Source organism: Nonomuraea sp. NPDC049141 (assembly GCF_040648415.1).
In the GTDB taxonomy this organism is placed as follows: Bacteria; Actinomycetota; Actinomycetes; order Streptosporangiales; family Streptosporangiaceae; genus Nonomuraea.
Genome location: NZ_JBEZDR010000010.1, coordinates 90,941 through 116,191 on the forward strand (window position 1 = coordinate 90,941; position 25,251 = coordinate 116,191).

Sequence of the window (25,251 nt, forward strand, 5' to 3'; positions counted from 1 at the left end):
GAAGGAAGCGCCACCCCTCCTTTCGAAAACAGTATGGAAAGACTCGGTCACGTTCGGTAATGTGTGCGTTGGGTGAGGGCGCTGTGACAGGAGGTGCGCGATGGCGATCCGCCGCTCGGTCACCAAACGCCACGGCCTGCCCACGGTCGTACAGTTGCGGCTCACGCCGACGCCGGTCCAGGCTGAGGCGCTGGCGGCGGCGGTGCTGGTGTGCAATCAGGCGGCCACCGTCGTGTCCCGGCTGGCCTGGCAGCACCGCACCTTCGCCGTGGTGGAGTTGCATCGGCTGGCCTACAACGCGGTGCGGGGGCAGGTGGCCGGGCTGGGTGCGCAGGCGGCGGTGCGGGCGATCGCCCGGGTCGCCGGCGCCTACGCCAACCGGCGCGCCACCAAGAAACGCGCGCACATCTTCCGGCCGTATGGCGCCGTCCCTTATGACGCCCGCCTGATGAGCTGGAATCGTGACGCCCGCACGGTGTCGCTGTGGACCCCCGCCGGCCGCGTCACCGTGCCCTACACCGGCCGCCCAGAAGACCTCAAGGCGGTGGATACGCTGCCGATGGGGGAGGCGGACCTGATCTGCCGGCGCGGGGTGTGGCTGTTGCAGGTCGCTCTCACCGTGCCCAAGCCGGCGGTGCGTGAGCCGGTCGGCGGCTTTCTTGGGGTGGATCAAGGGGTGGCGAACCTGGCGGTCACCTCCGACCGGGTCGTGCTGCCCGGCCCCGCCCTCCCTGGCCCGATCAGTGGCAACGGCCACGTCCGCACGCTGCGGGAACGACGGCACCGCCAACGCCGACGCCTGCAGAAGAAGGGCACGTCGGCGGCGCGGCGGGTGCTGCGCCGCCTGTCCGGGCGTGAGCACCGGATGATGACCGACCTCAACCACCAGATCAGCAAGTATGTGGTGCGTGAAGCCGAACGCACCGGCCGTGGTGTCGCCCTGGAGGAGCTGCAGGGTATCCGCGGCCGGGTCAGGGCTCACCGGCTCCAGCGACGCACCCTGCACACCTGGGCCTTCGCCCAGCAGATCGCCTTCACCCGCTACAAGGCCGCCCGGGCCGGGATCGCCTTCGTCCTGGTCGACCCCGCCTACACCTCCCAGGCCTGTCCGGAGTGCGGGAACGTGGCCAGGGCGAATCGGCCGGCGCGGGGCCGGTTCGCCTGCACCCGGTGCGGCCTCGCTGGGCACGCCGACCACATCGCAGCCCGCAACATCGCCACACGCGGCGCAGCGGGCTGGGCCGCCATCAACCAGCCACACGCTACCGGCCTCCCCTCACCCAGACGGGACCGCGAGAACAAACCACCAGCTTCAACCGGTGGTAGTTGACACAGGTAGGTATGTCCGCCCCGCCCGAACCAGGTCTTAACGCCATGGGAACGTGCCAGGATAGGCGGGTGGACATCGACCTCGCGGATCTGGCTTTCTGGCGCCGGCCCCTCAAGGAGCGGCACGAGGCGTTCGCCAGGCTCCGGCAATTGGAGCATCCGGTGTTCTTCCCGGAGAAGAAGGTGCCTTTCCTCCGGTCAGGAAGCGGCTTCTACGCCCTGGTCAGGCACGCGGACGTGGTCGAGGCCAGCCGCGACGCCAAGGTCTTCTCCAGCGAGCCGGCCGTCACCAATCCGGAGCCGCCCGGCTGGGTCAAGCAGGTGTTCGGCGAGTCGATGGTCAACATGGACGACCCGCGCCATGCCCGGCTGCGCCGGATCGTCACCCGCTCGTTCAGCCCGCGCATGCTCTCCGGCCTGCAGGACGACATCGAGGCCGCCTGCGAGCGGATCGTCGACGACGTCGTCGAGCAGGGCCCGCGTGACTTCGTCCACCAGGTCGCGGCCCGGCTCCCCATCCACGTCATCTGCGACATGATGGGCATCCCCGACGACCTGCGGGCCAAGGTCCACGAACACGTCGACGTCTCCACCGCCTACACCGGCGTACGCCCCAGCCTGGTCCGCAGCGTGCAGCTCGCCGGCCAGAACATGCTGGCACTGCTCGCCCTCCAGCGCATGGTGATCAAGCTGGGGCACGAACGGGCCGCCGAGCCGCAGGGCGACCTGGTGTCCCTGCTGGTCACCGCCAACCCCGACGGCGAGAAGCTCACCGACCGCGAGCTCGGTTCCTTCTTCGCCCTGCTCCTGGTGGCGGGCAACGAGACCGCCCGCAACACGATGGCCCACGGCATCAAGCTGCTCACCGACAACCCCACGCAGCGCGAGCTGCTGATGGAGGACTTCGACGGCCGCATCGGCAACGCGATCGAGGAGATGGTCCGCCACGTGTCGCCGATCATGCAGTTCCGGCGCACGCTGACCCAGGACTACTCCCTGCGCGGCCTGGAGCTGAAGAAGGGCGACAAGGTGGTCCTCTTCTACGGCTCGGCCAACCGCGACGAGACGGTCTTCCCCGACCCCGACAGCTTCGACATCACCCGCGAGACCAAGCCGCACGTCGGCTTCGGCGGGCCGGGGCCGCACTTCTGCCTCGGCGCGAACCTGGCCAGGCAGGAGCTGCGGACGATGTTCCGGGTGCTGCTGACCCGGTTGCCGGAGATCCGCGCGGTCGGCGAGCCGGACCTGCTGCTGTCGAACTTCGACAACAGCGTCCGCAGCCAGGGGTTCACGTTCTGAGCTGCTCCTCAGGCGCCAGGACGTTCCTCCTGATCGTCAGGAAGGTGATCAGTGCGGGGACGACCATCAGCGCGGCGCTGATCAGCATCGCGGAGTGGAAGCCCGCGTTGAAGACGGGCGGGTTCTTGAAGGCGTCGCCGACCAGACCGACCAGGGGCGGCACCGCGGCCACCGCCAGCAGGCTGCCGGTGCGGGCCACCGCGTTGTTGACGCCGCTGGCCGTACCTGCGTAGCGCTCGCTCGCGGTGGCCAGCACGGTCGCGGTCAGCGGCGCCACCACCGCCGTCAAGCCGAGCCCGAACACCGTCACCGCGGGAAGGACCTGCAGCACGTACGAGGCGCCGACGCCGATCGTGCTCATCCACAGGAACCCGAGCCCGGCCACCAGGATGCCGATCGTCATCGGCCAGCGCGGGCCGTACCGCTTGGCCACCTCGCCGGAGCGCGCCGACAGCAGCAGCATCAGGATCGTCACCGGAATCAGCGACAGCCCGGCCGCCGTCGGCGGGAACTTGGACACCACCTGCAACTGCACGACGAGCAGGAAGAACACCACGCCCATCGCCGCGTACACGAACAGCGTCACCACATTCACGGCCGTGAACACCGAGTCCCGGAAGATGCTCACCGGCACCAGCGCGTCGGGGGACCTGCGCACCTCCAGCACCACGAACGCCGCGCCCAGCACCAGCCCCACGACCAGCGGTATCGGCGCCCCCTTCTCGATCAGGCCATAGGTGAGGCAGGCCAGAGCCAGCGCCGCCAGCACCGCGCCCAGCACGTCGAACCGGCCCGCGGCCTGCTCGTCCCTGCTCTCGGGCACATGCCGCAGCGTGACCAGCACGACGATCGCCGCGAACGGCAGGTTGATCAGGAACGCCCACCGCCAGCCCGCCGTCTGCACCACCGCGCCACCCAGCAGCGGACCGATCGCGGCCGCCACCCCGCCCAGCCCGGACCAGGCGCCGACCGCGCGCGGGCGGTCGTCCCTGATGAACGACGCCTGGATGATCGCCAGCGCCCCCGGGGTGAGCAGCGCGCCGCCGACGCCCTGCAGCCCGCGGGCGGCCACCAGGAACTCGATGTTCGGCGAGAGCCCGCACAGCGCCGAGGCCAGCGCGAACCAGACCGTGCCGATCAGGAACACCTTCCGCCTGCCGTAGCGGTCCCCGAGCGAGCCGCCCAGCAGGATCAGCCCGGCCAGGGTGAGCGTGTAGGCGTTGATCGTCCACTGCAGCCCGGCCATGTCGGCGTCGAGGTCCTTGCCGAGAAAGGGCAGCGCGACGTTCACCACGGTGCTGTCGAGCATGGCCAGGCCGGAGCCGAGCACGGTCGCCGCCAGGATCCAGTGCCCACGGGCGGATTTCAGCGCTACGTGATCGTCGTCCATGAAGTCAATCTTGTCACCGCCTTCTGGCACATCTGGGCTCCCCCCGACAAAAGCAGCCATGTTCTCGTTCTACGAACATCTCCCGTCCCTTTACGACTTACCGGTCTATAGGCGGGAGGCCGTGCAGCGACTGCCCGCCGACGCCGCCTGGCGCATCACCGCCATGTCCTCGTCCGGGGACTCGGACGCGCCCTCACTCAAGGACCTCGACGACCTGCTGAGCCCAAGAAAGACCTCGACGACCTGTTGAGCCGGGTCGATGGCCCGCGCATCCGCGCGATCGTGGTCGGCCAGCGAGGGCTCGACTACTGCCGCCTGCGGCCTTGACCTTGGCAGAGATGGCGGTCGAGGCGCTGGCCGCAGCCGCCGACCGGCTGCCTGCGCTGCGCCACCTTCGACGACTGGCGTTCTATCGCGGTTTCGGAGGGAGCGGGCCTCCCCTCGTCGTCGTCGGGACTCCTTCCCGGGAGCGGCGGCGGCTTCGGCTGTTCGCCGCCGCTCTGGAGCGCCCGGGGCTGCCTGAGCCGTACGTGGTCGCCTGGTCCGACGTACTGACCGACCTGGTCCGGCGTACTGGCCGGTGTGGCGCCCGACGTACTGACCGACCTGGTCCGGCGTACTGACCGGTATGGCTCCCGGCATGTTGACCGGTGTGGGGCCCGGCAACAGCGCGCCCTGCTGACCCGCGCCGCGCATGGGTTACGGAGCGGTGTTGCCCAGGGCTCTCAGCACGAAGCCCGTCACCAGTTCCCCCGCCGTCTCGACGGTGACCGCGCCGCTGATCAGGGGCACCCGCTCCGCGCCGATCACCGCGAGGATCATGCGGGCCGTCGCCTCGACGTCGAGTACCTGGAAAGCGGCTGATTCGATCCCGCTCTCCAGGATCTCCACGAGGATGCGCTGCATGGGCGCCACGTGTTCGGCGAGCTGCTGGTAGGCGTCGGGACCGAGCGCGGCGCTGAGATCGGCCGCTCCCGGATGCGGGTGCGCCAGCAGACCGGTCAGCTGCAGCCTCACGAACACACGCAACCGGTCGGCGGGAGACGCCCCTGCCGGCAACTCCCGCTCGTAGTCTTCGATGAAGTAGCTGGTGACCCGTTCAGTGAAGGCCAGCAGCAGGGCGGCCTTGTCCGGATAGTAGTTGTAGAGGACGGTCCGGGTGATCACGGCCTCGTTCGCCACGTCCGTCATCGAGATGGCGTCGATCCCCTGCACCCTCGACAGGCGGGCGACGGCCTGCAGGATGCGATCGCGCGTCTGGGCTCGGTGCTCACCGATCGTGGCGGCGGAGATGCGGGGCATGGGTCCAATGGTAGGCCGGGGGCTCGAAGGGCGGTGGTCATCCGTCTTTAAGCCGACTCGTGCGCAGGAGGTCTGGTATGGCGTACGAACGTGGGGGCCGCTCCAGCCTGCGCATACATCTGGAAAATCCCCTCAGACGTCCTGGAAAGGCGCGTCGAGACGACGTGCTGGAAAAGGTGCGTCAGGCCGGAGCCGCTCTGGACGGCGCCGCGGTCAGGTGCCCCAGCGGCGGACGTTGGCCTGCTCGGCGTCCCGCATGATCCCGGTGGCGTCATGCAGGGCCGGGCCGAAGCGCTGCATGGTGTCACCCATCGTCACCACGGCCTCGTTCCAGTTGCGCTTGGCCTCCAGATAGACGCCCTTCGCCGAGCCGTCCCAGGTCTCCAGGACCTTCAGGTCGTTCTCCAGGTCGGTCAGCTCGCCGACCAGGCTGCCGTACGCCCGGCCGAGCTCGGCCGCGATCTCCTCCATCTGGTCGAAATTAGCGAGAATGATGTCCGGGTTGCCCATGGCCACCCCTCCTTAGCAGTCGGTGTTCAGAGCTTGCCGCCGTTGAGCGCGGCCATGAGGTTCTGGGTGACGGCCTGCGTGGAGGTGCTGGCCTCCTCGTACTCGATCCCCGAGCCCTTGAGGTTCTCGGCGATCAGGTGAAGGGCGTCGATGACCTTCTTGAACTGCGGGTTCCACTCGTTGAGAACCTGCGCGTAGACGGTCGCCGACTCGCCCTTCCACGCGCCGCCGAGCTGCTCGGGGATCTGGAGCAGCCTGCTGTGGATCTGGGTGATGTGCTCGTGCGCGGTCAGCGCGCGCGTGGCCGCGTCCTGCTGACTTCCTTGCTGGTACGTGGTCGGCTGCGTCACGGTTCGCCTTCCGGTGCGGTGCGGTCAGGCGTGAATAACGCGCCTGAAACGTGCGAGAATTTCGTGCGACGCGAGCAAATATAAGCGCGCACGCGGCGGCGAAGCCACGATTTCAATTTTCCTGTAAATGTTGGCGAATGCGCGTACTTCGCGACCCGGCATGCGGCCGACCAGCGTCAACGCTTGTGTCGGCAGTGCGGGAAAGAGGGCGATATTCGAAATGAGCGCCGATCGGTCAGTGGCGGCGCGGCCACTCGTATTTCACCGGCAGGGCGTCCTATGCGGCTGCCTTGATCACGTGGAGCAGCTCGCCGAGCACCTCGGTGTTGAGCTGGTAGGCCAGCTTGACCTCGCCGATCATGCGCTGCTGCTCCCGCTCGCCGAAGGGCAGAGCGTCGAGGCGGGCGCGATATTCGTTCTTGAACCGGGGCAGGCTGCCGACCTCGTCGAACAGGTAGAAGTCGACCCCGCCGCCCTTCTGGTAGCCGTAGATCTTCTGCAGCTCCATCCGGATGAACTGCCCGCCAGACAGGTCGCCCATATAGCGGGTGTAGTGGTGGGCGATGTAGCCGCCCGGCCAGTCGGCCACCTGCTCGATCCGCGCCACCAGGGTCCGGGTCGCCTTCGAGGGGGCGATCCGGTCGCGCCAGCCGGCTCCGTAGACGGTCCGCAGGTCACGCTCCAGCGCCGGCTCCCGATAGAGCTCCGGGAAGACGAACCGCCCGGCCACCGGGTGGTCGACCAGCGTCTTGGCGGCGCCGTCGAGAGCGAGGTAGGCGAAGTAGTGCTGCGCGACGAGCTCGCCGTAGTCCTGCTCGCTCAGCCGGCCGCTCATCAGCTCTTTGAGGTAGCTCTCGTCCTCGGCCGACTCGTGGTCGCCCCAGGTGGCGTTCTTCAAGATCTCGGAGAACGACGTCACGCTTCACCCCAATGTGTGGCCGGGTCTTTCATGACAAAGTGTCACAAACCCTGGATGGGCGCGTCAAGTTGATGACGACACACTGTCATTAAACCCGACCCTGTCCTGCTGGTGCGGCAGCCACCACGTCGCCGGGGCGACCTAAGGCGATCAACGTGAGATTGCGTAGCGACGGCGTGCCGGGTGCGAAGTAGTCACTGTGCCCGCCGGGACCGACCTCAAACACCCGCGCGCCGTACCCGGGACTCAGCGCGTCGGCGCCGAAACCGAGCGGCCCGAGCTTCACTTTTGGCACGAATCTAATCCAGTCGCTCCCACCCACACCCGCCCACACTCTGGTGGCAGACGGTGCGCGGTCGGATGGCGCGCGGTCGGGCAGCGTGGGGTCAGATGGCGTGGCGTTGGGCAGGGTCGGGTCCGGCAGCGTGGGGTCCGGCAGCGTGGGGCCGGATGGCGCGGCGTCGGATGTGGCGTTGGATGGCGTGGCGTTGGGCAGCGTCGGGTTGGACGGTGTGGGGTCGGGCAGTGTGGGGTCGGATGGCGTGTGGCTGGATGGTGCGTCGATTCCCGGGCTTCCGAACAGTGCTATATCGGCCACGGGCAGGTCCGGTCCGGCCTTGGCGCACACCACGGACCCATAGCTGTGGCACAGCAAGGCGATCGGCGCGGATGTCCGCGCGTGCAATTCCGTGACGGTACGGCGAAGCGCCTTCGCTCCCTCGACGGCCGCCGTGTCCGTGATGGCGCCCAGGCTCCACGTTGGCGGCGCGTCGTAGCCGAGCCAAGCGATCACGGCCAGTCGCTCGCCGTGGCTCACCTTGGCGGCCTCGGCCAGCAGCGCCCGGGCCGCGCCGCCCGGCCGCTTCGTGCTCGCCTCGAAGGTGGCCACCGTGGTGTCGGCACCCGGCACGACGATGGCGACCCGATCGGCGGTGGCCAGATCGCCGTAGACCTTCACGAGCCGGCCACTGTGCTGGCTGGGCAGTGCCAGGACCGCGCCGAACGCGAGACTTCCGGCGAGCGTGAGCATTCTGAGCATGATCAGAAGCTACGGAAGGGAGGCCGTCGACCGCGTCACCGCTGGGTTTGAATTCTCCGGTAGTACCTGGGGTTGATGCGGCCGTCGGCAAGTACCTGGGGATGACGCGGCGGTCGGTAAGCGCCTAGGGATGACGCGGCGGTCGGTAAGCGCCTGGGGTGACACGGCCGAAGTCAAATGCCCGGGGATGACGCATCCGCAGGCAAATGTCTGGCGGTGACAGCGCCATCGGCAGGCACCTGGCGGACGAGGTGGTCAGCGCGTGTAGCGGTGCTTGGCGCCGGGCGGGAAGTACTCGGGATCGCCCAGTTCCCGGAGCCGGATGAACGGCGCCTGCCGAGCCATCGGCACATAGGCCGCGAACTCGCTGTTGAGCCGGAGCATCTGCGCCAGGATCGACTCGCCCACGAGCCGGGCCGTCTCCTCCGACGGCTTCTCGCCCGGCATCAGCTCCACCGTCACCGTGAGATTCCGGTCGCGCCGGTCGTCCTCCACCGCTTCCATGACGAACTTCCCGGTGACCAGCGAACTGACCGCCGGCTGCTGAAGTCCGATGGAGATGTTCTCCGGGAACACGTTCGCCCCGTAGTAGGACACGGTGAAGTGGCTGCGCCCGAACACGTACACGAAGGGCCGGGAGGGACCGGTCGCCGACGGCTCGAAGCCGCATTTCCCTAGGAAACGGAGCATCCGCTCGAACGGCACGATCCCGCCCTCGTCGGCGATGTGATAGCGGACCAGCGGGATGCCGTTGTCGCCCGAGAACACCAGCGTGCCCTCATGCTCCTCGAAGAAGCGGACCTCGGGGTCGTACTGGACGAGGGTCGGCAGCCGCGACTCGCCGAACAGCTCCCTCGCCGCCCCTGGACGTCCGGCCAGGAACCGGCGGATCTCCACGGAGAGGGGAGTCTCGTTGCCCAGCACCCCCGCGTCGGCCGTGCCGTACAGGGAGGCGATGCCGCGCACCGGGTCGGCGATGCCCGCCTTGTCCGCCACCAGCGCGCGCCACTCCTCGCTGAACACCTCGCCGGCCGTGACGAGCTTGACGTTCCACCTGGCCCAGGGCAGCCCCGCGTCGATGACGTCCTTGAGGAAGGGCGGATAGCCGAGCAGCACCACCTGGTCGAAGTGCGGGGCCAACTGTGGGATGACGCGAAGGATCTCCCGCTTGTCGTTGCCGGGGGCGACCACGGTGATCGGGTAGCCGCGCTCGGCCAGGTGACGGCAGCAGGCCAGGGTGAACAGCCCGCCCACCCAGGTGCCGAGCGCGAAACAGACGACGGCGAGCGTCCTGCGTTCCTGGGCCTCGAACGAGTCCCGGAACACCTCCTCGAACCGCGACGCGATCACCCGCTCGTCGGACGCGGAACGCGGCCAGAACGACGGCGTGCCCGTCGAACCGGACGAGACCGCGATCATGTCGCCGATCACGCCGTCGCGGCAGAGCCGGGGGAGTGGGTGGCGGTTGAGGTAGCCGTCCTTGGTGAGCAGCGGCAACCGCGCGAAGTCTGACATGGTGGACACCTGGCCCGGGTCGACGCCATGCTCGGCGAGGAACTCCCCATACGCGGGCACCGACGCGGCCACCTGACGGAAAAGCGCAAGCGGATCCATTTCTCAGACGGTAGATCCTGCCTTCCGTCCACGCACGCGGTCAACCCCGCCTGTCCGCGCAGAGGACGCTCACTCGCCCGGTCGTACCAGCCCCGTCTCGTACGCGTAGACGATCGCCTGCGCCCTGTCGCGCAGCCCCAGCTTCATCAGCACCCGCCCCACATGCGTCTTGACCGTCTGCTCCGCCACCACCAGCTTCACCGCGATCTCCTGATTGGACATCGCCTGCGCGACCAGCGCGAGCACCTCCGTCTCGCGCTCGGTCAGCTCCGCCAGCCGCCGCACCGTCGGCGCCCGGGGCGCGCCCAGCCGGGCGAACTCGTGGATCAGCCGCTTGGTGACCGCCGGAGCGATGAGCGCGTCGCCCGCCGCGACCACCCGCACGGCCTCGGCGAGCTGGACGGCCGAGGCGTCCTTGAGCAGGAACCCGCTCGCCCCCGCCCGCAGCGCCTCATAGACGTAGTCGTCGAGGTCGAAGGTGGTCAGGATGAGCACTTTCGGGCCGTCGCCCGCCGACAGGAGCCGTCTGGTCGCCTCCAGCCCGTCCATGACCGGCATGCGTACGTCCATGAGCACCACGTCGGGCCGCAGCTCGGCCGCCTGCCGTATCGCCTCCTCGCCGTTGGCCGCCTCCCCGACCACCTCGATGTCGGCCTGCGTGCTCAGGAACACCGTGAACCCGGTGCGCACCATCCCCTGGTCGTCCGCGATCAGGACCCGGATCACGTCGTCTCCTCCGTCGCCGCCACCGCGATCGGCAGCGTGGCGGTCACCTGGAAACCGCCTCCGTCGACCGGTCCCGCCTCCAACGTGCCGCCGAGCAGCGCCGCCCGTTCGCGCATGCCCACCAACCCCTGACCGGCTCCTTCGGTGCCGCCCGGCGCGGTGCCGCCGGCGTTGGCGACGCGCAGCCGTAAGGCGTGGCCGTCATGCTCGACGGTGATCGTGACCGTGGAGCCGGGCGAGTGCCGCATCACGTTGCTCAGCGACTCCTGCACGATCCGGTACGCGGACAGGCCCACGGCGGGTGGCAGCGGCCCGAGCGGCTCCGGTCGCCCCACCCGCACGGTGAGCCCGGCGGCGCGGGCGTTGGACACGAGCTCGTCGAGCCGGTCGAGGCCGGGCTGCGGCGCGGTGTCGGTGCGGCCGTCCTGGTCGCGCAGCACGCCGAGCACCTGCCGCAGCTCGGCGATGGCCTCCAGGGACAAGCTGCGGATCTCGGCCAGTCCCGCCTCCAGCTGGACGGGATCGCCGGCCGCCTTGAGCGGCACCGCCTCGGCCTGGATGGCGATCACCGACATGTGGTGGGCGACCACGTCGTGCAGCTCCCGCGCGATCCTGGCCCGCTCTTCGAGCACGGCCTGGGCGCCTTCGGCGAGCCGTGTGCGCCGTTCCTCCTCCACGAGCCTCGCCGTGGCGTTACGCCGTACGCGCACGTTGTAGCCGAACAGCAGGGCGACCGTCACGATGACGGTGACCACGGCCATCGAGTCGGGATGGATGATCCACGCGGCCAGGGCGCCCACCACCCACACGACGATGGTGATCCGGCGGTCGCAACGCGCGGCGACCGAGTAGGCCACGAGCACGTACATCACCGTCATGGCGGCCGTGTAGGGCGGGTCGCCGGGGCCCGGCCTGATCGTCTCAATCACCCACAACGCGAAGGGCAGCAGAACGACGGCCACCCGCCAGGCGCCCAGCGGCCACCGGTCACGCAGCGCCACGGGCAGGGAGAACGCGGCGGAGGCGAGAAAGAGCAGCTGGTCGTCGACCGGCAGCTTGGCCTCGTCGTTCCAGCCGACGAACTGGGAGAACGTGCTGCCGAACAGGAGCAGGGCCACCAGGATGTCCGCCACCTGGACCAGGTCGACATGGCCGGCCAGCGGCTGCCAGCGGGGCGGCCGGAAGCGCAGCCAGCGCGATCGGGGCGGCGGCGGGTCCGCGTCGCCCTGGAACAGCGCCAGCGCGACGGATCGCACCACTGCCGAGAACACGCGACCACCCTACGGGCGCGTGGCCGGGCGGGCATCAACCCTGGGTCGTCATCCTCAGGTATGACTGGCTTACATGATTACGATCGCCGTGAGCGAACATCGGCAAGCCTGGGAACAATCGGCGGCTCTAATGAATTGAGTCGGTATAACTCAACCCTTTGGAGTTCGTATGAGTGAGAGCTTGATCCTCCCGGTCCTGCCGCTGGACGACGAGGTCGTCCTGCCGGGCATGGTGGTTCCGCTGGACCTGTCCGACTCCGAGGTGCGGGCGGCCATAGACGCGGCCCAGGCATCTGGTGGCAACAAGCCGCGGGTCCTCCTCGTTCCCCGGATCGACGGCCGTTATGGCGCGGTCGGCGTGCAGGCCGTTGTCGAGCAGGTCGGGAGGCTGCCCGGTGGCGAGCCCGCCGCCGTGGTGCGAGGCGTCAACCGGGTTCGCGTGGGCACCGGCACGACCGGCCCCGGCGCCGCCCTTTGGGTGGAGGCCATCGTGATCGAGGCCGTCTCCGCCGGCGAGCGCGCCCAGGAGCTGGCCAAGGAGTACAAGGCCCTGGCCACCACCATCCTGCAGAAGCGCGGCGCCTGGCAGGTCGTCGACCAGGTCAACCAGATCGACGACCCCTCGGTCCTGGCCGACAGCTCCGGCTACACGCCTTGGCTGACGACGGCCCAGAAGGTCGAGCTGCTGGAGGCCGCCGACCCCGCCGACCGGCTGGCCAGGCTGGTCGAGTGGTCGCGCGAGCACCTCGCCGAGCTGGATGTGGCCGAGACGATCCGCAAGGACGTCCAGGAGGGCATGGACAAGCAGCAGCGTGAGTTCCTGCTGCGCCAGCAGCTCGCCGCGGTCCGGAAGGAGCTCAAGGAGCTCAACGGCGACTCCACCGAGACCGAGGAAGAGGACTACCGGGCCCGCGTCGAGGCGGCCGACCTGCCGGAGAAGGTGCGCGAGGCCGCGCTCAAGGAGGTCGACAAGCTGGAGCGTACGTCCGACCAGTCTCCCGAGACCGGCTGGATCCGTACCTGGCTCGACACCGTCCTCGACCTCCCGTGGAACGAGCGGACCGAGGACAACTACGACATCACCCGCGCCCGTGAGGTGCTGGACGCCGACCACACCGGTCTCGCCGACGTGAAGGACCGCGTCATCGAGCACCTGGCCGTGCGCAAGCGCCGTCAGGACAAGGGCATGGGCGTGGTGGGCGGCCGCCGCAGCGGCGCCGTACTCGCGCTCGCCGGTCCTCCCGGAGTGGGCAAGACCTCGCTGGGCGAGTCCGTCGCGCGGGCGATGGGCCGCAAGTTCGTCCGCGTCGCGCTCGGCGGCGTCCGCGACGAGGCGGAGATCCGCGGTCACCGGCGCACCTACGTCGGCGCGCTGCCCGGCCGCATCGTCCGCGCCATCCGCGAGGCCGGGTCGATGAACCCGGTCGTCCTGCTCGACGAGGTCGACAAGGTCGGCGCCGACTACCGCGGCGACCCGACGGCGGCCCTGCTCGAGGTGCTCGACCCCGCGCAGAACCACACGTTCCGCGACCACTACCTCGAGGTCGAGCTGGACCTGTCCGACGTGTTGTTCCTGGCGACGGCCAACGTCCTGGAGGCCATCCCCGGGCCGCTGCTCGACCGCATGGAGGTCGTGACGCTCGACGGCTACACCGAGGACGAGAAGGTCGCCATCGCCCGCGACCACCTGCTGCCCCGGCAGCTCGACCTCGCCGGACTGACCGCCGACGAGGTGGGCGTCGAGGACGCGGCGCTGCGCAAGCTGGCCGCCGAATACACCCGGGAGGCCGGCGTACGGTCCCTGGAGCGCTCGGTCGCCCGCATCCTGCGCAAGGTCGCGGCCAAGAACGAGCTGCCCGTCACGGTCGGCGAGGACGACCTGGTCGGTTACATCGGCCGCCCCAGGTTCGTGCCGGAGTCGTCGCTGCCCGAGGCCACCCAGCGCACCTCGGTGCCCGGAGTGGCGACGGGCCTGGCGGTCACCGGCGCGGGCGGCGACGTCCTCTACGTCGAGGCGTCCCTGGCCGAGCCGGAGACCGGCGAGACCGGGCTCACGCTCACCGGCCAGCTGGGCGACGTGATGAAGGAGTCGGCCCGGATCGCGCTCTCCTACCTGCGCTCGCACGGCGCGGAGCTGGAGCTGCCGGTCACCGCGTTCAAGGACCGCTCGGTCCACGTCCACTTCCCCGCGGGCGCCGTGCCCAAGGACGGCCCCTCGGCGGGCGTGACGCTGACGACCGCGCTGGCCTCGCTCCTGTCCGGTCGTACGGTACGCAGTGACGTGGCCATGACCGGTGAGATCTCGCTCACCGGACGGGTGCTGCCGATCGGCGGCGTCAAGCAGAAGCTGCTGGCGGCGCACCGGGCAGGCATCACCACGGTCCTCATCCCGGCCCGCAACGAGCCGGACCTGGACGACGTGCCCGAGGAGGTGCGCAACGAGCTGACGATCCACCCGGTCAGCGACGTACGCGAGGTCCTCGACATCGCCCTGTCCCCGGCCCAGGTCGCCTCCCCGGTCGCGGCCTGACCGACCAGCTGCCCCGCTGTACTCCGGTACGGCGGGGCTTTTGGCTATTTGGGCGAATTATTCGCGCGTTTGACTGAATGATTCGCGCATGCTTTTCTGGGTTCATGTTGTACGACACGCCCACGCTGGAGGCCGCGGACAAGGCGGTGCTCGCCGAGGTCGAGGACATGCGGCGCGACCTGAAGTACCGCCTGGCTGAGACGCATCGCTGGGACGGGCAGCTCCGCAGGCAGTTGCAGGCGCGGGCGATCCAGGGGTCGAACTCGATCGAGGGTTACCGGGCCAGTGTCGAGGATATCGAGTCGATCATGGCGGGGGAGGAGCCGCTGGAGACGTCGGTGTCGGTCACCCGGGAGATCGCGGGATACCAGCAGGCGCTGACCTATATCCAGCTGCTTTCGCGCGCTCCCGCGTTCCGCTTCGACGAGGGGCTGCTCAATGCGCTCAACTTCATGATGATCGGCCACCATCGTGACAAGACTCCCGGAGTTGTGCGTCCGGGCGGCATTTATGTTCGCAACTCCGCGACCGGAGAGGTGGTCTACGAGGGCCCCGAGGCCGAAGCGGTGCCAGGGCTGCTCGACGAGCTCATCGCATGGCTGAACACCGGAGATCTCGATGCGCCGAGTTACGTGCGCGGCGCGATGGCCCACTTCAACCTGGTCGCGATCCACCCGTGGCGTGACGGCAACGGGAGGATGTCGCGTGCCCTGCAGACACTGGTCCTCGCTCGTGAGCAGATCCTGACGCCTGAGTTCTCCTCCATCGAGGAGTGGCTCGGCCTGGGCGAGAACACGGTCGACTATTACCGCGCGCTCCGAGAGATCCAGGAAGGCTCATGGCGGCCTCACGGCGAGACGCTGCCTTGGGTGCGATTCTGCCTGCGAGCCCACCACCTTCAGGCCCAGCGGGTCCGCCAGCGACTCACCGAGGCCGGAGAAATCTGGATGCTGCTGGAGGAGCAGGTCGACGCCGACGGCCTCAACAACCGGAGCGTCTCCGCCCTCTACGAGGTGTTCGTGAACAGGCGCCTGCGCAGGAGTCGCTACCAGGCCGACGAAGGACTCAGCCAGGGCCAGGCCGCCCGCGACCTGCGCGACCTCGCGGCCAAGGGGTGGCTCCAGCCGTACGGCGAGACCAAGGGCCGCTTCTACGCCCCGGGCCCGCGCATGGCCAGGATCAAGGCCGACTTCGCCGAACGCGTGACCCCGCTGCGCGACCCCTACCGGTAGGCGGTGGACGGTCTGACGGGGGTTCTTGTGGCGAGGCGCGGCGTGGGTCAGGGGACGGTGCCGGTCTTTCCCGGGCGGACCGCGTGCTCAAGGGAAGAAGGACACGTGCGCTCCCGTGGTGACCCCGGAAGCTGCGGAGGTGCCGGGCCCTACCGCCTCGACGATGCCGGTGCCCTCGATGCTGGGAGTGAGGTACGCGGTCTGCGGGGGGTAGGGGCCCTGGATGGCGAGTAGGTCGTCGATGTGGATCGGGAGGGCACGCACCCGTACCAGCGCCTGGCCCGCTCCCGGTGGTCCAGGGGTGTCGACCTCCGCGACAGAGAGAACGTCCGCAGGGTTTCCGGACTGCACCTTGCGCGCCATGTGTGATGGGCAGTGCATTTCCGGCTGGGAGCGCCCGCCACCGGCTGGCCGGAGCTGACCCGTCCTAAGCCTTGCCACCTCCTGACCGCGGTTACGCGTGCAGTTGGTCCAGCAAGTCGGCTGCCACGGCCAGGATCCGGCACTCCGCAGGGGTGAGCCGCTGGGCCATCGACTGGGCCAGCCACAGGTCCGTGGTGCCGGCCTGTTCGGTGAGCATCGCGGTGCCTCGTTCGGTGAGGACGATGTGGTGCCGGCGGCGGTCGTCTTCGTCGCGTGAGCGGCGGATCAGGCCCTGCTCGTCCAGTGCGGCGAGGGCGCGGGTGACGGACTGCGGCTGCAGGTGTTCGGCCGTGGCCAGCTCTCCTGCGGTCATGGGGCCGCGTCGGTGCAGGTGACCGAGAAGGGAGAGGGCCAGGGCGCCGGGGCCGTGTGCGGGACGCTCCTCGCGCAGGCGCCGCGCCAGGCCGACGGCCGCCCGGCGGAGCGATACGGCCGTGGCTCGTAGTTCCTCGTCGTCCATGATTATTACGGTAGCACTTACTAAATGTCTGTATATCCAGGTAGTTAGCGGAAAATTTACTACGCAATGCGTAGGAAGATGGTAGGGTCCGGCGTCGGGAGGTGCCGATGTGGGGATCGAGACGCGACGTATGATCGCCGCCGGGCTGGGGCTCGGCGGGCCGGTCGCCTGGGGTGTCGCCTCCGGGCACCCGGCCCTCGGCACGCTGGCCGCGCTCGGTGCCCTCGCCGTCAGCGGCGTCTCCACAGGCGCTGGGCCCACCGGTGCCGGGTCAGTGGGCGCCGTACCCGTTGGTGGCGTCCCCGCGGGCACCACATCCGCCGACAGCGTCTCCAGGGCCGCCGCACCCGTCGATGGCGTGGTCGCAAAGGTCGCGTCCTTGGCGGAAGGGTTAGGGCGAGGTGGTTGCGCGGTCGCGGCCACGACCGTGGCGGGGCTCGTCGGTGCTGCCGTCGGCGGGCAGGGCTGGATCACGGCGGTCACCGTCGTGCTCGTCGCGGCCGTGGCGGCGGCGGTGGGCGGGTTCAGCCGTCCGATGGCCGAGCACACCACGCGCTTCATCGTCTTCATGGTCATCTCGACCGGCCTGGCCAAGCACGCCGCTCCCGTCGCCGCGGCCGTACTGTTCGCCGAAGGGGCGATCTGGGGCCTACTGGTCACCGCGCTGTGCACCCACACAAAGCTGTGCGCCCACACAAAACAGTCACGCACGAAACGACCGCGGCCCGTCGCCGTTCCGTCGGCGAGCCCCGCACCCACCAAGAGAGCGCTTCTGCGCCGCTGGTGGCGGACGCTCGGGACCGTGCGAGGCTGGCAGTACCCCATCCGCCTGATCACCTGCCTGGCCGTCGCCGAGATCATCGGCCTGGTGTGGCCGCAGCCGACCGCCTCCTGGATCGCCGTCACCGTCGTGATCGTCGTCAGACGGCAACTGGACGGCGCGCTGCGGCGGGCGATCGAGCGGGCCGCGGGTACCGGCGCCGGAGTGCTGGTGGGGTCCGCCGTACTGTTGTGGGTGCCGGCGCCATGGCTGTTCGTGCTGCTCGTCGCCGGGCTGGCCGCGGTCAGGCCGGTGCTCAAGGATCGCGACTACACCTTGTACGCGACCGTCATGACGCCGCTCGTCCTGCTGCTCATGGAGGGCGGTGGACGCGTGGCCCCCGCCACGATCGGGTACCGGCTGGCCGACACGGCCATCGGGTGCGTACTGGCCCTGGGCTTGGGATACCTGCCCTGGGCAGTACGCAGAGAGAGGAGCACACGTGCCATCGTGGACTGACCATGCGATCTGGTGGCAGGTCTACCCGCTCGGCTTCACCGGGGCACCGGCCACCGCCCAACCGGAGGTGCGGCACCGGCTGCGCCACCTGGAGGCGTGGCTGGACTACGTCGTGGAGCTGGGCTGTTCGGGGCTCCAGCTCGGTCCGATCTTCGCCTCCGAGACCCACGGCTACGACACCGTCGATCACTTCAGGATCGACCCCCGCCTCGGTGACGACGCCGACTTCGACTCTCTCGTCGCCGAGGCACGGCGACGCGGGCTGCGGATCATCCTCGACGGCGTGTTCAACCACGTCGGCCGGTCGTTCCAGGCGGACGAGCGATGGTTCAGGAGAGGAACCGAGGGCTACGAGGTGTTCGAGGGGCATCATGGGCTCGTCGCGCTCGACCACGCCGAACCCGCCGTGCGGCACCACGTCGCCGCCGTACTGAACCACTGGCTCGACCGTGGCGCTGCGGGCTGGCGGCTCGACGCTGCCTATGCCGTACCGGCGTCGTTCTGGCGGGAGGTCCTGCCCGAGGTGCGTGCGCGGCACCCGGAGGCGTGGTTCGGCGGTGAGGTGATCCACGGCGACTACGCCACATATGTCGCCGAGTCGGGGCTCGACTCCGTCACCCAGTACGAGCTGTGGAAGGCCATCTGGAGCTCGCTCAACGACCGCAACCTCTTCGAACTCGCCTGGGCCCTCGACCGCCACGACGGGCTGCTGGACACCTTCGTCCCCCTCACGTTCGTCGGGAACCACGACGTCACCAGGATCGCCACCCGGCTTGAGGACCCTCGGCACCTCGGCCACGCCCTGGCCGTGCTGTTCACCGTCGGCGGCCTGCCGAGCGTCTATTACGGGGACGAGCAGGCGTTCCGGGGAGTGAAGGAGGAGCGGGCGGGCGGTGACGACGCGATCAGGCCGGCGTTCCCCGCGGAGCCAGGCGGCCTCGCCCCGGACGGGACCGACGTCTACCGGCTGCACCAGCGGCTCATCGGCCTGCGCCGGCGTCACCCGTGGCTGGTCAGAGCCCACACCACCGCCGAACACCTGACCAACACGGCCGTGGCGCTCCGCTCCCGGCCCCGCGACGGTGGCGGGACGGAGATCGTCACCCTGCTGAACCTCGGCGACGAGCCGCACCGGTTCCCGATCGGCCAGGTCGACGTGGCCGAGCCGCAGCGTGGCGTGACCGACCCGGCCGTCGTTCCGGCGCACGGCTGGAGCATCGTGATCCAAGTCACCGAGGAGGTAGGGAATAGCGGGAAGTCAGGTAGACGTTAGCAATGGCGTGAACGAGGCATACGCGACAGACCAGAGCGCCGGTAGCGGCGCCAGGTGTTGCTGTATGGGGCGAATGTTCGCCATGGACTGTCAGAACCGATAGCCAGACGTCCCCACCTCGAAGGTCACCCATGATTTCTCCCGGTTTTGTGCTGCGCAGGTTGAGCCACCTGCCCTTCCACCCCGGCACGCGTTAGACCGCCCGCCCGCGGGCCCTCCGACGATGACGATGTCGATTCCAGCGGCGTGCTGCCGCTCTTAGTGCTGGGGATTTTTGGTGATACAGGCGTCCGGCCTGCGCAAGGTGTATGGGAACACCGTCGCCCTCGACGGCGTCGACCTGCACGTACGCGAAGGCGAGATCTACGGCGTGCTCGGCCAGAGCGGCGCCGGCAAGAGCACGCTCCTGCGCTGCGTCAACCTGCTCGAACGCCCCACCGCGGGCACCGTCACCGTCGCCGGGCAGGACCTCACCGCGCTGCGCAGCGGCGACCTCAACCGGGCCAGGCAGCGCATCGGCATGATCCACCAGCACTTCGCGCTGCTCTCCTCGCGCACGGTCGCCGGGAACGTCGCCTTCCCGCTGGAGGTCATGGGCGTGCCCAGGGCCGAACGGGAACGCCGCGTCACCGAACTCCTCGACCTGGTCGGCCTCGGCGGCCGGGGCGCCGACCGCCCGAACCAGCTCTCGGGCGGCCAGAAGCAGCGCGTCGGCATCGCCAGGGCGCTGGCGGGCAACCCGTCGGTACTGCTGTCGGACGAGGCCACCTCCGCGCTCGACCCGGCCACCACGCAGTCGATCCTGTCCCTGCTCAAGCGGCTCAACACCGAGCTCGGCCTGACGATCCTGCTGATCACCCACGAGATGAACGTCGTCAAGAGCATCTGCGACTCGGTCGCCATCATGTCGGACGGCCGCGTCGAGGAGTCGGGCACGATCGCCGGCCTCATCAGGACGCCGGGATCGCGACTGACCCGCGAGATCTTCCCCCTGCCCGAGCCGGCGCCCGCGGGCTCGATCACGCTCACCTTCACGGGCGACCCGCATCAGCCGGTGGTGTCGGAGGTGGTGCGCAAGTTCGACGTGGACGTGAGCATCCTGGGCGGCTCGATCGAGAACCTCGCCGGGGGAGCGGTCGGCCGCCTGCGGGTGTCCTTGTCGGGCGATGAGGAGGCCGCCGCGCTGGACTTCCTCCGCGCGCGGGGGGTGGTGCTCTGATGCGAAAAGCCTTTTTTGCTGTACGGCACAGCACGGTGGGCCCCACCCACCGTCCGTGGCCGGGCCCTGTCCAGGGGCACGCTCCTCCGGTGGAGGTGGCTGAGCGCCGTGACGTGCGTCTTCTTGGCCCCGGTCCGTGCCTTTGGCCGGCCGCCGTGACTTCCGCGCCGGTCTCCACCGTCCACCGTCCCACCATCTCGGCGCGGCGGGCGACGCCCGAAGCGCGGGTCGGCCGCTGGTCCGCGCCCGGCCACCCGTCCGCGCCCGGCCACTTGTCCATGCCCGGCCACCCGTCCATACCGGGCCACCTGCCCACGGCCGGTCGGCCGGGGCGTCGTGCCGGTGTTCAGGGCGGGAATCGCCAGACCGTTCAGGGGAGGAACAGCTATGACCTGGGATGAGATGGGGCCGCTGCTCTGGGAGGCGGCCGGACAGACGGCGCAGATGGTCGGCTGGTCGACCCTGTTCACCGTGCTGTTCGGTCTGCCGCTCGGCGTGGCGCTCGTCGTGTTCGATCGCGGTGGGCTGCGGCCGTTGCCGGCGGTGAAGTCGGTGCTGGGTGTCGTGGTGAACGTGGGGCGGTCCCTGCCGTTCATCGTGCTGATGATCGCCATCATCCCCTTCACCCGGCTGGTCGTGGGCACCACCATCGGCACCGCGGCCGTAGTCGTGCCGCTCACCGTGGGGGCGGTGCCGTTCTTCGCCAGGCTGGTGGAGACGGCGTTGCGCGAGGTCGGAGCCGACGTGGTGCAGGCGGCGCAGGCCATGGGCGCGGGCCGTACGACCATCGTGCGGAAGGTGCTGCTGCCCGAGGCGCTGCCCGGCCTCGTCGCCGCGGTGACCGTCACCGTGGTCGCGCTCATCGGTTACTCGGCCATGGCCGGGACCATCGGCGGGGGCGGGCTGGGGGACCTCGCGGTCAGGTACGGGTACCAGCGGTTCGAGACGCTGCTCATGATCGTCACCGTCGTGCTGCTCATCGTGCTGGTGCAGCTGATCCAGAGCTTGGGCGACCTGGTCGCCCGCCGCTTGTCACATAGATAAGGAAAAATCATGAAATTTCGGAACATTGTGGGCGCTGCTGCCCTGGCCCTGTTGCTCGCCGCATGCGGAACGTCGCAGGGCGCTACCGGCAAGACCGCCGAGTCCGCCGACACCGTGCTGAAGGTGGGCGCCAGCCCGGTGCCGCACGCCGAGATCCTGAACTTCGTCAAGCAGAACCTGGCCCCGGCGGCCGGGCTGAAGCTGGAGGTCGTGGAGTTCACGGACTACGTGCAGCCGAACGTACAGCTCAGTGAAGGCCAGCTGGACGCGAACTTCTTCCAGCACAAGCCCTACCTGGACGACTTCAACGCCTCCAAGGGCACCAAGCTGAGCTTCGTCACCCCGGTGCACCTGGAGCCGCTGGGGCTGTACTCGAAGAAGGCGACCACGCTCGCCGCCCTGCCGCAGGGCGCCACCGTCGCCGTGCCCAACGACGCCACGAACCTGGGCCGCTCGCTCAAGCTGCTCGCCGACAACGGCCTGGTCAAGCTCAAGGACGGCGCCGGCACCGCGGCGACCGAGCGTGACGTGACCGACAACCCGAAGAAGCTGGTGTTCAAGCCGCTGGAGGCCGCGCAGCTGCCCCGCTCGCTCGACGACGTCGACGCCGCGGTGATCAACGGCAACTACGCCATCGAGGCCGGGCTCAAGCCCGCTTCGCAAGCCCTGGCGCTGGAGAAGTCCGAGGGGAACCCGTACGTCAATGGGCTGGTCGTGCCTGCCGGGCACGAGAAGGACGCGAACATCGTGACCTTGGGCAAGCTCCTTCAGGACCCGAAGGTCAAGGAATTCATCAAGCAGAAGTACGCCGGTTCCGTGATCCCTGCCGAAGAATAAGCTGACAAATCCGGAAGATCGGGAAAGTCCTCTTATCTCGCCACCTGTGGTGTTAAGCGGGTTGAAAGCGGGCGGCAATCGGTCAGACGTACCAAGACTGGGTCAGCAATACCTCTCCCGAGGAGGACCCAGTGCGATTCGTCTCACGAATCATGATCGGCGTCGCGGCCACCACTATGGTGGCCATCGGCGCACCGGCATCGGCCAATGCCACAACGGCGACACCCGCCACTCCAGTCACCACCACCTCGTCGCACTTCTACGACGCGGACTGGGGACCCTACTTCTCCAGCGATCACAAGGCCAAGGCAGAGGGCCACGTGACCGTGGACAAGAAGCGGTTCAAGTTCTGGTACTGGAAGACGTTCTTCGTCAAGGAGAAAGTGTGCTCCTTCGATAAGAAGAGCCACAAGAAGCACTGCGAGTTCGTCGTCAAGAAGATCAAGAAGCACGTGTGGGAGTGGCGATTCAACTACTTCTACACCGTCGACAGCACCCTCTCCACCTACAAGTGGTGGGGTCGCGACAAGTGCGCGTGGGAGACCTTCAAGGTCGTCGACAACGACGGGCACGCGACCTTCAACTCCTTCTCCAACTGCCGCAAGCACCCCGCCGACTACTCGTTCTCGGGTAAGAACGCGGCTCACATCTACGTGGATGTGAGCAGAGGCAACAGGCACGCACCGACCGGCTTCCACTCCGGTTGGCAGGACGTGTATCACGCCGCCGCCTGAGCGGACCGCGAAGCCGCGATCTCGACGATGAGATCGCGGCTTCGCCGTACTTTTCGATCATCATTCCCTGGCGCCGCGCGCGCTTCGCCGAATACTGTTCGGTCATGCATCCGGGAGCCATCGCAGCCGTCACGCCAGACAAGCCCGCTGTGATCATGGCGGGCTCCGGCCGGGTCGTCACCTACCGTCAGCTGGACGAGGAGTCGAACCGGCTGGCCCACCTGTTCCGCGCCGCCGGGCTGGGGCCGGGTGACCACGTCGCCTTCATGCTCGCCAACCATCCGCTCTACCTGGCCATCGCCTGGGCGGCGAACCGCGCGGGCCTCTACTACACGGCGATCAGCTCGCGGCTGGGGACCGACGAGCTCGCGTACATCGTGAACAACTGCGGCGCCCGGGTCTTCCTCTCGGACGAGAGCCTGGCGGAGGTCGCCACCTCGATCACCGCCGCGACACCCGGCGTCGAGCTCCGCCTCATGCTGGACGGCACCGCCGAGGGCTTCGAGTCGTACGAGGAGGCGGTGGCCGGACAGCCGCCCACGCCGATCGACGACGAGTGCCAGGGCTCCGACATGCTCTACTCCTCCGGCACCACCGGCCGGCCCAAGGGCGTCAAGCCCGCCCTGCCGCGCACGCCGCTGACGGAGCCGAACCTGCTGCTCAAGCTCGTCGAGGCCCTGTTCGCGCCGACGCCCGACAGCGTCTACCTGTCGCCCGCGCCGCTCTATCACGCGGCGCCGCTGCGCTACTGCATGACCTTCCAGCGGCTCGGCGCGACGATCGTGGTGATGGAACGCTTCGACCCCGAACGCTATCTGGAACTGATCGAGAAGTACGGGGTGACGCATTCGCAGCTCGTCCCGACCATGTTCATCAAGATGCTCAAACTGCCCGACGAGATCCGGAAAAAGTACGACCTGTCGTCCCTGCAGTGCGCCATCCACGCCGCCGCCCCCTGCCCGGTGCCCGTCAAGGAGCAGATGATCGCCTGGTGGGGCCCGATCATCCACGAGTACTACGCGGGCACCGAGGGCAACGGCTTCCTCTACACCGGCTCACAGGACTGGCTGGCGCACCCGGGCACGGTCGGCCGCTCGCTGCTCGGCACCGTGCACATCTGCGACGAGGACGGCAACGCGTTGCCGCCGGGCGAGCACGGCACGATCTTCTTCGAGAGCCCCGCCCGCTTCGAATACCACGGCGACCCCGACAAGACCCGCTCCGTCCAGGACCCTCAGGGGAGGGGTTGGACCACGCTCGGCGACATCGGCTACCTGGACGCCGAGGGCTTCCTCTACCTGACGGACCGCCGCTCGTACATGATCATCTCCGGCGGTGTGAACATCTACCCGCAGGAGTCGGAGAACGTCCTGTGCCTGCACCCGAAGGTCGCTGACGTGGCCGTCTTCGGGATCCCGGACGAGGAGATGGGCGAGCAGGTCAAGGCCGTGGTGCAGCCGGTGTCGATGGCCGAGGCGGGGCCGGCGCTGGAGGCGGAGCTGATCGAGTACTGCCGGGCGCGGCTGGCCCACTACAAGTGCCCGAAGTCGGTGGACTTCCGCGCAGAGCTCCCGCGCCATCCCACGGGCAAGCTGTATAAGCGGTTGCTGAAGGACGAGTACTGGCCTGCCAGAACGTAGTCACCCCATTCACCTTGGAGCCCCATGATGAACCTCGGCCCTATCGAGCTGCTCATAATTCTGGCCGTGATCCTGGTCATCGCGGCAATTGTTTTCCTCGTGATGGCCGTCAACCGCCGCAAGTAGCGTCGGCCATCGCGTCGAGTTCCGCGTATCGGGTCTGGCAATCGCGATAGAGCGGAAGCAGTCCCTGTTCCGCGGCTTCCCGAAGGGAAGGAGCGGTCCTGTCCATCTCGGACAGAATGAACTCGTGCTCCCGCGGCCAGGGCACGTTCAAGTCGCGGTCCAGCGGGTTGATGGAGACGGTCGCGCTCGGCGCGTAGAGACTTGAGCAGAGATACCAGACCGTCACCTCCTTGGTCAGCGCGAGGAATCCGGCGGCGAGACCCTCCGCGACATAAAGGGCCCTCCTGCTTTCAGCGGTCAACTCGACCGCGACGTGCTCGCCGAATGTGGGCGAGCCGATCCTGGTGTCGAGTACGACGCAGAGCATGGCCCCGTGCGCGCAGTTGAAGTAGCGGGCCTGGCCCGGCAGCTGCACCACATGGAGGCCGCGTATGGTGCCGCGATGGGAGGCCGAGCAGTTGACCTGGGCCACCCAGAGCGGATGGCCCACCGCTTTCTGGAACGTCGGCTGGCTGAATGGTTCGAGGAAGATCCCCCGTGTGTCGGGATAGATTTTCTGCTCGATCAAAAAGGAGCCTTCTATGTCGAGCTCTTCGATGTGCATGCCCGCGAACCTTTCTCGTAGACATATTCTCCGGTGATAATCCAAGGCTTTCAGCGAGGCATAAAAGCGACAACCCCTAAAACCACCCCTATTGCCCCTAT

Annotated in this window: 25 protein-coding genes; 13 read left to right on the forward strand and 12 right to left on the reverse strand. The window is 68.7% G+C overall.

The features are described 5' to 3' along the window. The first annotated feature begins 100 nt into the window (after nt 1-100). Together AB0B91_RS29495 and AB0B91_RS29500 are read left to right on the forward strand one after the other, a co-directional pair. A complete protein-coding gene (locus tag AB0B91_RS29495; protein ID WP_358326359.1) occupies nt 101-1,330 on the forward strand; it encodes a transposase in 1,230 nt (409 codons plus the stop codon). Between the two features lie 68 nt (nt 1,331-1,398). Then, complete coding sequence (locus AB0B91_RS29500) at nt 1,399-2,628, forward strand: cytochrome P450 (RefSeq protein ID WP_358326361.1); 1,230 nt, start codon at nt 1,399-1,401, stop codon at nt 2,626-2,628. Here the strand turns inward: AB0B91_RS29500 and AB0B91_RS29505 are convergent. Then, nucleotides 2,618-4,018 carry an MFS transporter gene (locus AB0B91_RS29505; protein WP_358326363.1) on the reverse strand — a complete coding sequence of 467 codons (1,401 nt, stop codon included), beginning with the start codon at nt 4,016-4,018 and terminating at the stop codon, nt 2,618-2,620. The two genes, AB0B91_RS29500 and AB0B91_RS29505, sit on opposite strands and share 11 nt — an antisense overlap. 58 nt (nt 4,019-4,076) lie before the next feature. On the opposite strand from AB0B91_RS29505, the gene AB0B91_RS29510 reads away from it, so the two are divergent. Next, entirely contained in the window at nt 4,077-4,268 is a 192-nt protein-coding gene (locus AB0B91_RS29510; RefSeq protein WP_358326366.1) for a hypothetical protein, read from the forward strand. A 73-nt stretch (nt 4,269-4,341) separates the two neighbouring features. Next, entirely contained in the window at nt 4,342-4,641 is a 300-nt protein-coding gene (locus AB0B91_RS29515; RefSeq protein ID WP_358326369.1) for a hypothetical protein, read from the forward strand. Nucleotides 4,642-4,717: 76 nt separating this feature from the next. Here the strand turns inward: AB0B91_RS29515 and AB0B91_RS29520 are convergent, their stop codons facing one another. The 8 genes from AB0B91_RS29520 to AB0B91_RS29555 form a co-directional block, all read right to left on the reverse strand. Beyond that, complete coding sequence (locus AB0B91_RS29520) at nt 4,718-5,320, reverse strand: TetR/AcrR family transcriptional regulator (RefSeq protein WP_358326371.1); 603 nt, start codon at nt 5,318-5,320, stop codon at nt 4,718-4,720. A gap of 213 nt (nt 5,321-5,533) precedes the next feature. Further along, nucleotides 5,534-5,830 (reverse strand): WXG100 family type VII secretion target, encoded by a 297-nt coding sequence (locus tag AB0B91_RS29525; protein ID WP_358326373.1) that lies wholly within the window; start codon nt 5,828-5,830, stop codon nt 5,534-5,536. 26 nt (nt 5,831-5,856) lie between these two features. Further along, nucleotides 5,857-6,180, reverse strand: coding sequence for a WXG100 family type VII secretion target (locus tag AB0B91_RS29530; RefSeq protein ID WP_214641864.1), 324 nt, complete (start codon nt 6,178-6,180; stop codon nt 5,857-5,859). A gap of 277 nt (nt 6,181-6,457) precedes the next feature. Then, nucleotides 6,458-7,099, reverse strand: coding sequence for a biliverdin-producing heme oxygenase (locus AB0B91_RS29535; protein WP_358326377.1), 642 nt, complete (start codon nt 7,097-7,099; stop codon nt 6,458-6,460). Nucleotides 7,100-7,187: 88 nt separating this feature from the next. Beyond that, on the reverse strand, nt 7,188-8,138 hold the full coding sequence (locus AB0B91_RS29540; RefSeq protein WP_358326380.1) for an alpha/beta hydrolase: 951 nt from the start codon (nt 8,136-8,138) through the stop codon (nt 7,188-7,190). A gap of 255 nt (nt 8,139-8,393) precedes the next feature. After that, complete coding sequence (locus AB0B91_RS29545; protein ID WP_358326383.1) at nt 8,394-9,752, reverse strand: phenylacetate--CoA ligase family protein; 1,359 nt, start codon at nt 9,750-9,752, stop codon at nt 8,394-8,396. Nucleotides 9,753-9,821: 69 nt separating this feature from the next. After that, a complete protein-coding gene (locus tag AB0B91_RS29550; RefSeq protein WP_358326386.1) occupies nt 9,822-10,478 on the reverse strand; it encodes a response regulator transcription factor in 657 nt (218 codons plus the stop codon). Then, on the reverse strand, nt 10,475-11,749 hold the full coding sequence (locus tag AB0B91_RS29555) for a sensor histidine kinase (RefSeq protein ID WP_358326389.1): 1,275 nt from the start codon (nt 11,747-11,749) through the stop codon (nt 10,475-10,477). The genes AB0B91_RS29550 and AB0B91_RS29555 overlap by 4 nt, the downstream gene beginning before the upstream one ends. A 169-nt stretch (nt 11,750-11,918) precedes the next feature. Between AB0B91_RS29555 and lon the strand changes: the two genes are divergently transcribed. Both lon and AB0B91_RS29565 read left to right on the forward strand, forming a co-directional pair. Next, on the forward strand, nt 11,919-14,279 hold the full coding sequence (lon, locus tag AB0B91_RS29560) for an endopeptidase La (RefSeq protein WP_358326392.1): 2,361 nt from the start codon (nt 11,919-11,921) through the stop codon (nt 14,277-14,279). 104 nt (nt 14,280-14,383) lie between these two features. Further along, nucleotides 14,384-15,511, forward strand: a complete 1,128-nt coding sequence (locus AB0B91_RS29565) for a Fic family protein (RefSeq protein ID WP_358326395.1) — start codon at nt 14,384-14,386, stop codon at nt 15,509-15,511. Between the two features lie 87 nt (nt 15,512-15,598). Here the strand turns inward: AB0B91_RS29565 and AB0B91_RS29570 are convergent, their stop codons facing one another. Both AB0B91_RS29570 and AB0B91_RS29575 read right to left on the reverse strand, forming a co-directional pair. Then, nucleotides 15,599-15,874 carry a hypothetical protein gene (locus AB0B91_RS29570; protein WP_358326398.1) on the reverse strand — a complete coding sequence of 92 codons (276 nt, stop codon included), beginning with the start codon at nt 15,872-15,874 and terminating at the stop codon, nt 15,599-15,601. 91 nt (nt 15,875-15,965) lie between these two features. Next, entirely contained in the window at nt 15,966-16,394 is a 429-nt protein-coding gene (locus tag AB0B91_RS29575; RefSeq protein ID WP_358326400.1) for a MarR family transcriptional regulator, read from the reverse strand. Nucleotides 16,395-16,503: 109 nt separating this feature from the next. On the opposite strand from AB0B91_RS29575, the gene AB0B91_RS29580 reads away from it, so the two are divergent. From AB0B91_RS29580 to AB0B91_RS29610, 7 genes are all read left to right on the forward strand, one after another. Beyond that, the gene (locus AB0B91_RS29580) at nt 16,504-17,673 is read left to right on the forward strand and encodes an FUSC family protein (protein ID WP_358326403.1); all 1,170 of its coding nucleotides are present in this window, start codon (nt 16,504-16,506) and stop codon (nt 17,671-17,673) included. Further along, complete coding sequence (locus tag AB0B91_RS29585) at nt 17,657-18,946, forward strand: alpha-amylase family glycosyl hydrolase (RefSeq protein WP_358326406.1); 1,290 nt, start codon at nt 17,657-17,659, stop codon at nt 18,944-18,946. The genes AB0B91_RS29580 and AB0B91_RS29585 overlap by 17 nt, the downstream gene beginning before the upstream one ends. Nucleotides 18,947-19,223: 277 nt before the next feature. After that, complete coding sequence (locus tag AB0B91_RS29590) at nt 19,224-20,165, forward strand: ATP-binding cassette domain-containing protein (RefSeq protein WP_358326409.1); 942 nt, start codon at nt 19,224-19,226, stop codon at nt 20,163-20,165. Nucleotides 20,166-20,552: 387 nt separating this feature from the next. After that, nucleotides 20,553-21,209, forward strand: coding sequence for a methionine ABC transporter permease (locus AB0B91_RS29595; protein WP_219534282.1), 657 nt, complete (start codon nt 20,553-20,555; stop codon nt 21,207-21,209). A 9-nt stretch (nt 21,210-21,218) separates the two neighbouring features. Beyond that, on the forward strand, nt 21,219-22,046 hold the full coding sequence (locus AB0B91_RS29600) for a MetQ/NlpA family ABC transporter substrate-binding protein (protein ID WP_358326412.1): 828 nt from the start codon (nt 21,219-21,221) through the stop codon (nt 22,044-22,046). Nucleotides 22,047-22,177: 131 nt separating this feature from the next. Then, nucleotides 22,178-22,780: a hypothetical protein gene (locus tag AB0B91_RS29605; protein WP_358326415.1), complete on the forward strand. Its 603-nt coding sequence runs from the start codon at nt 22,178-22,180 to the stop codon at nt 22,778-22,780. 104 nt (nt 22,781-22,884) lie between these two features. Further along, nucleotides 22,885-24,420, forward strand: a complete 1,536-nt coding sequence (locus AB0B91_RS29610) for an acyl-CoA synthetase (RefSeq protein WP_358326418.1) — start codon at nt 22,885-22,887, stop codon at nt 24,418-24,420. 109 nt (nt 24,421-24,529) lie between these two features. On the opposite strand, the gene AB0B91_RS29615 is transcribed toward AB0B91_RS29610, so the two are convergent. After that, complete coding sequence (locus AB0B91_RS29615; protein WP_358326421.1) at nt 24,530-25,150, reverse strand: dTDP-4-dehydrorhamnose 3,5-epimerase family protein; 621 nt, start codon at nt 25,148-25,150, stop codon at nt 24,530-24,532. Nucleotides 25,151-25,251 lie beyond the last annotated feature (101 nt).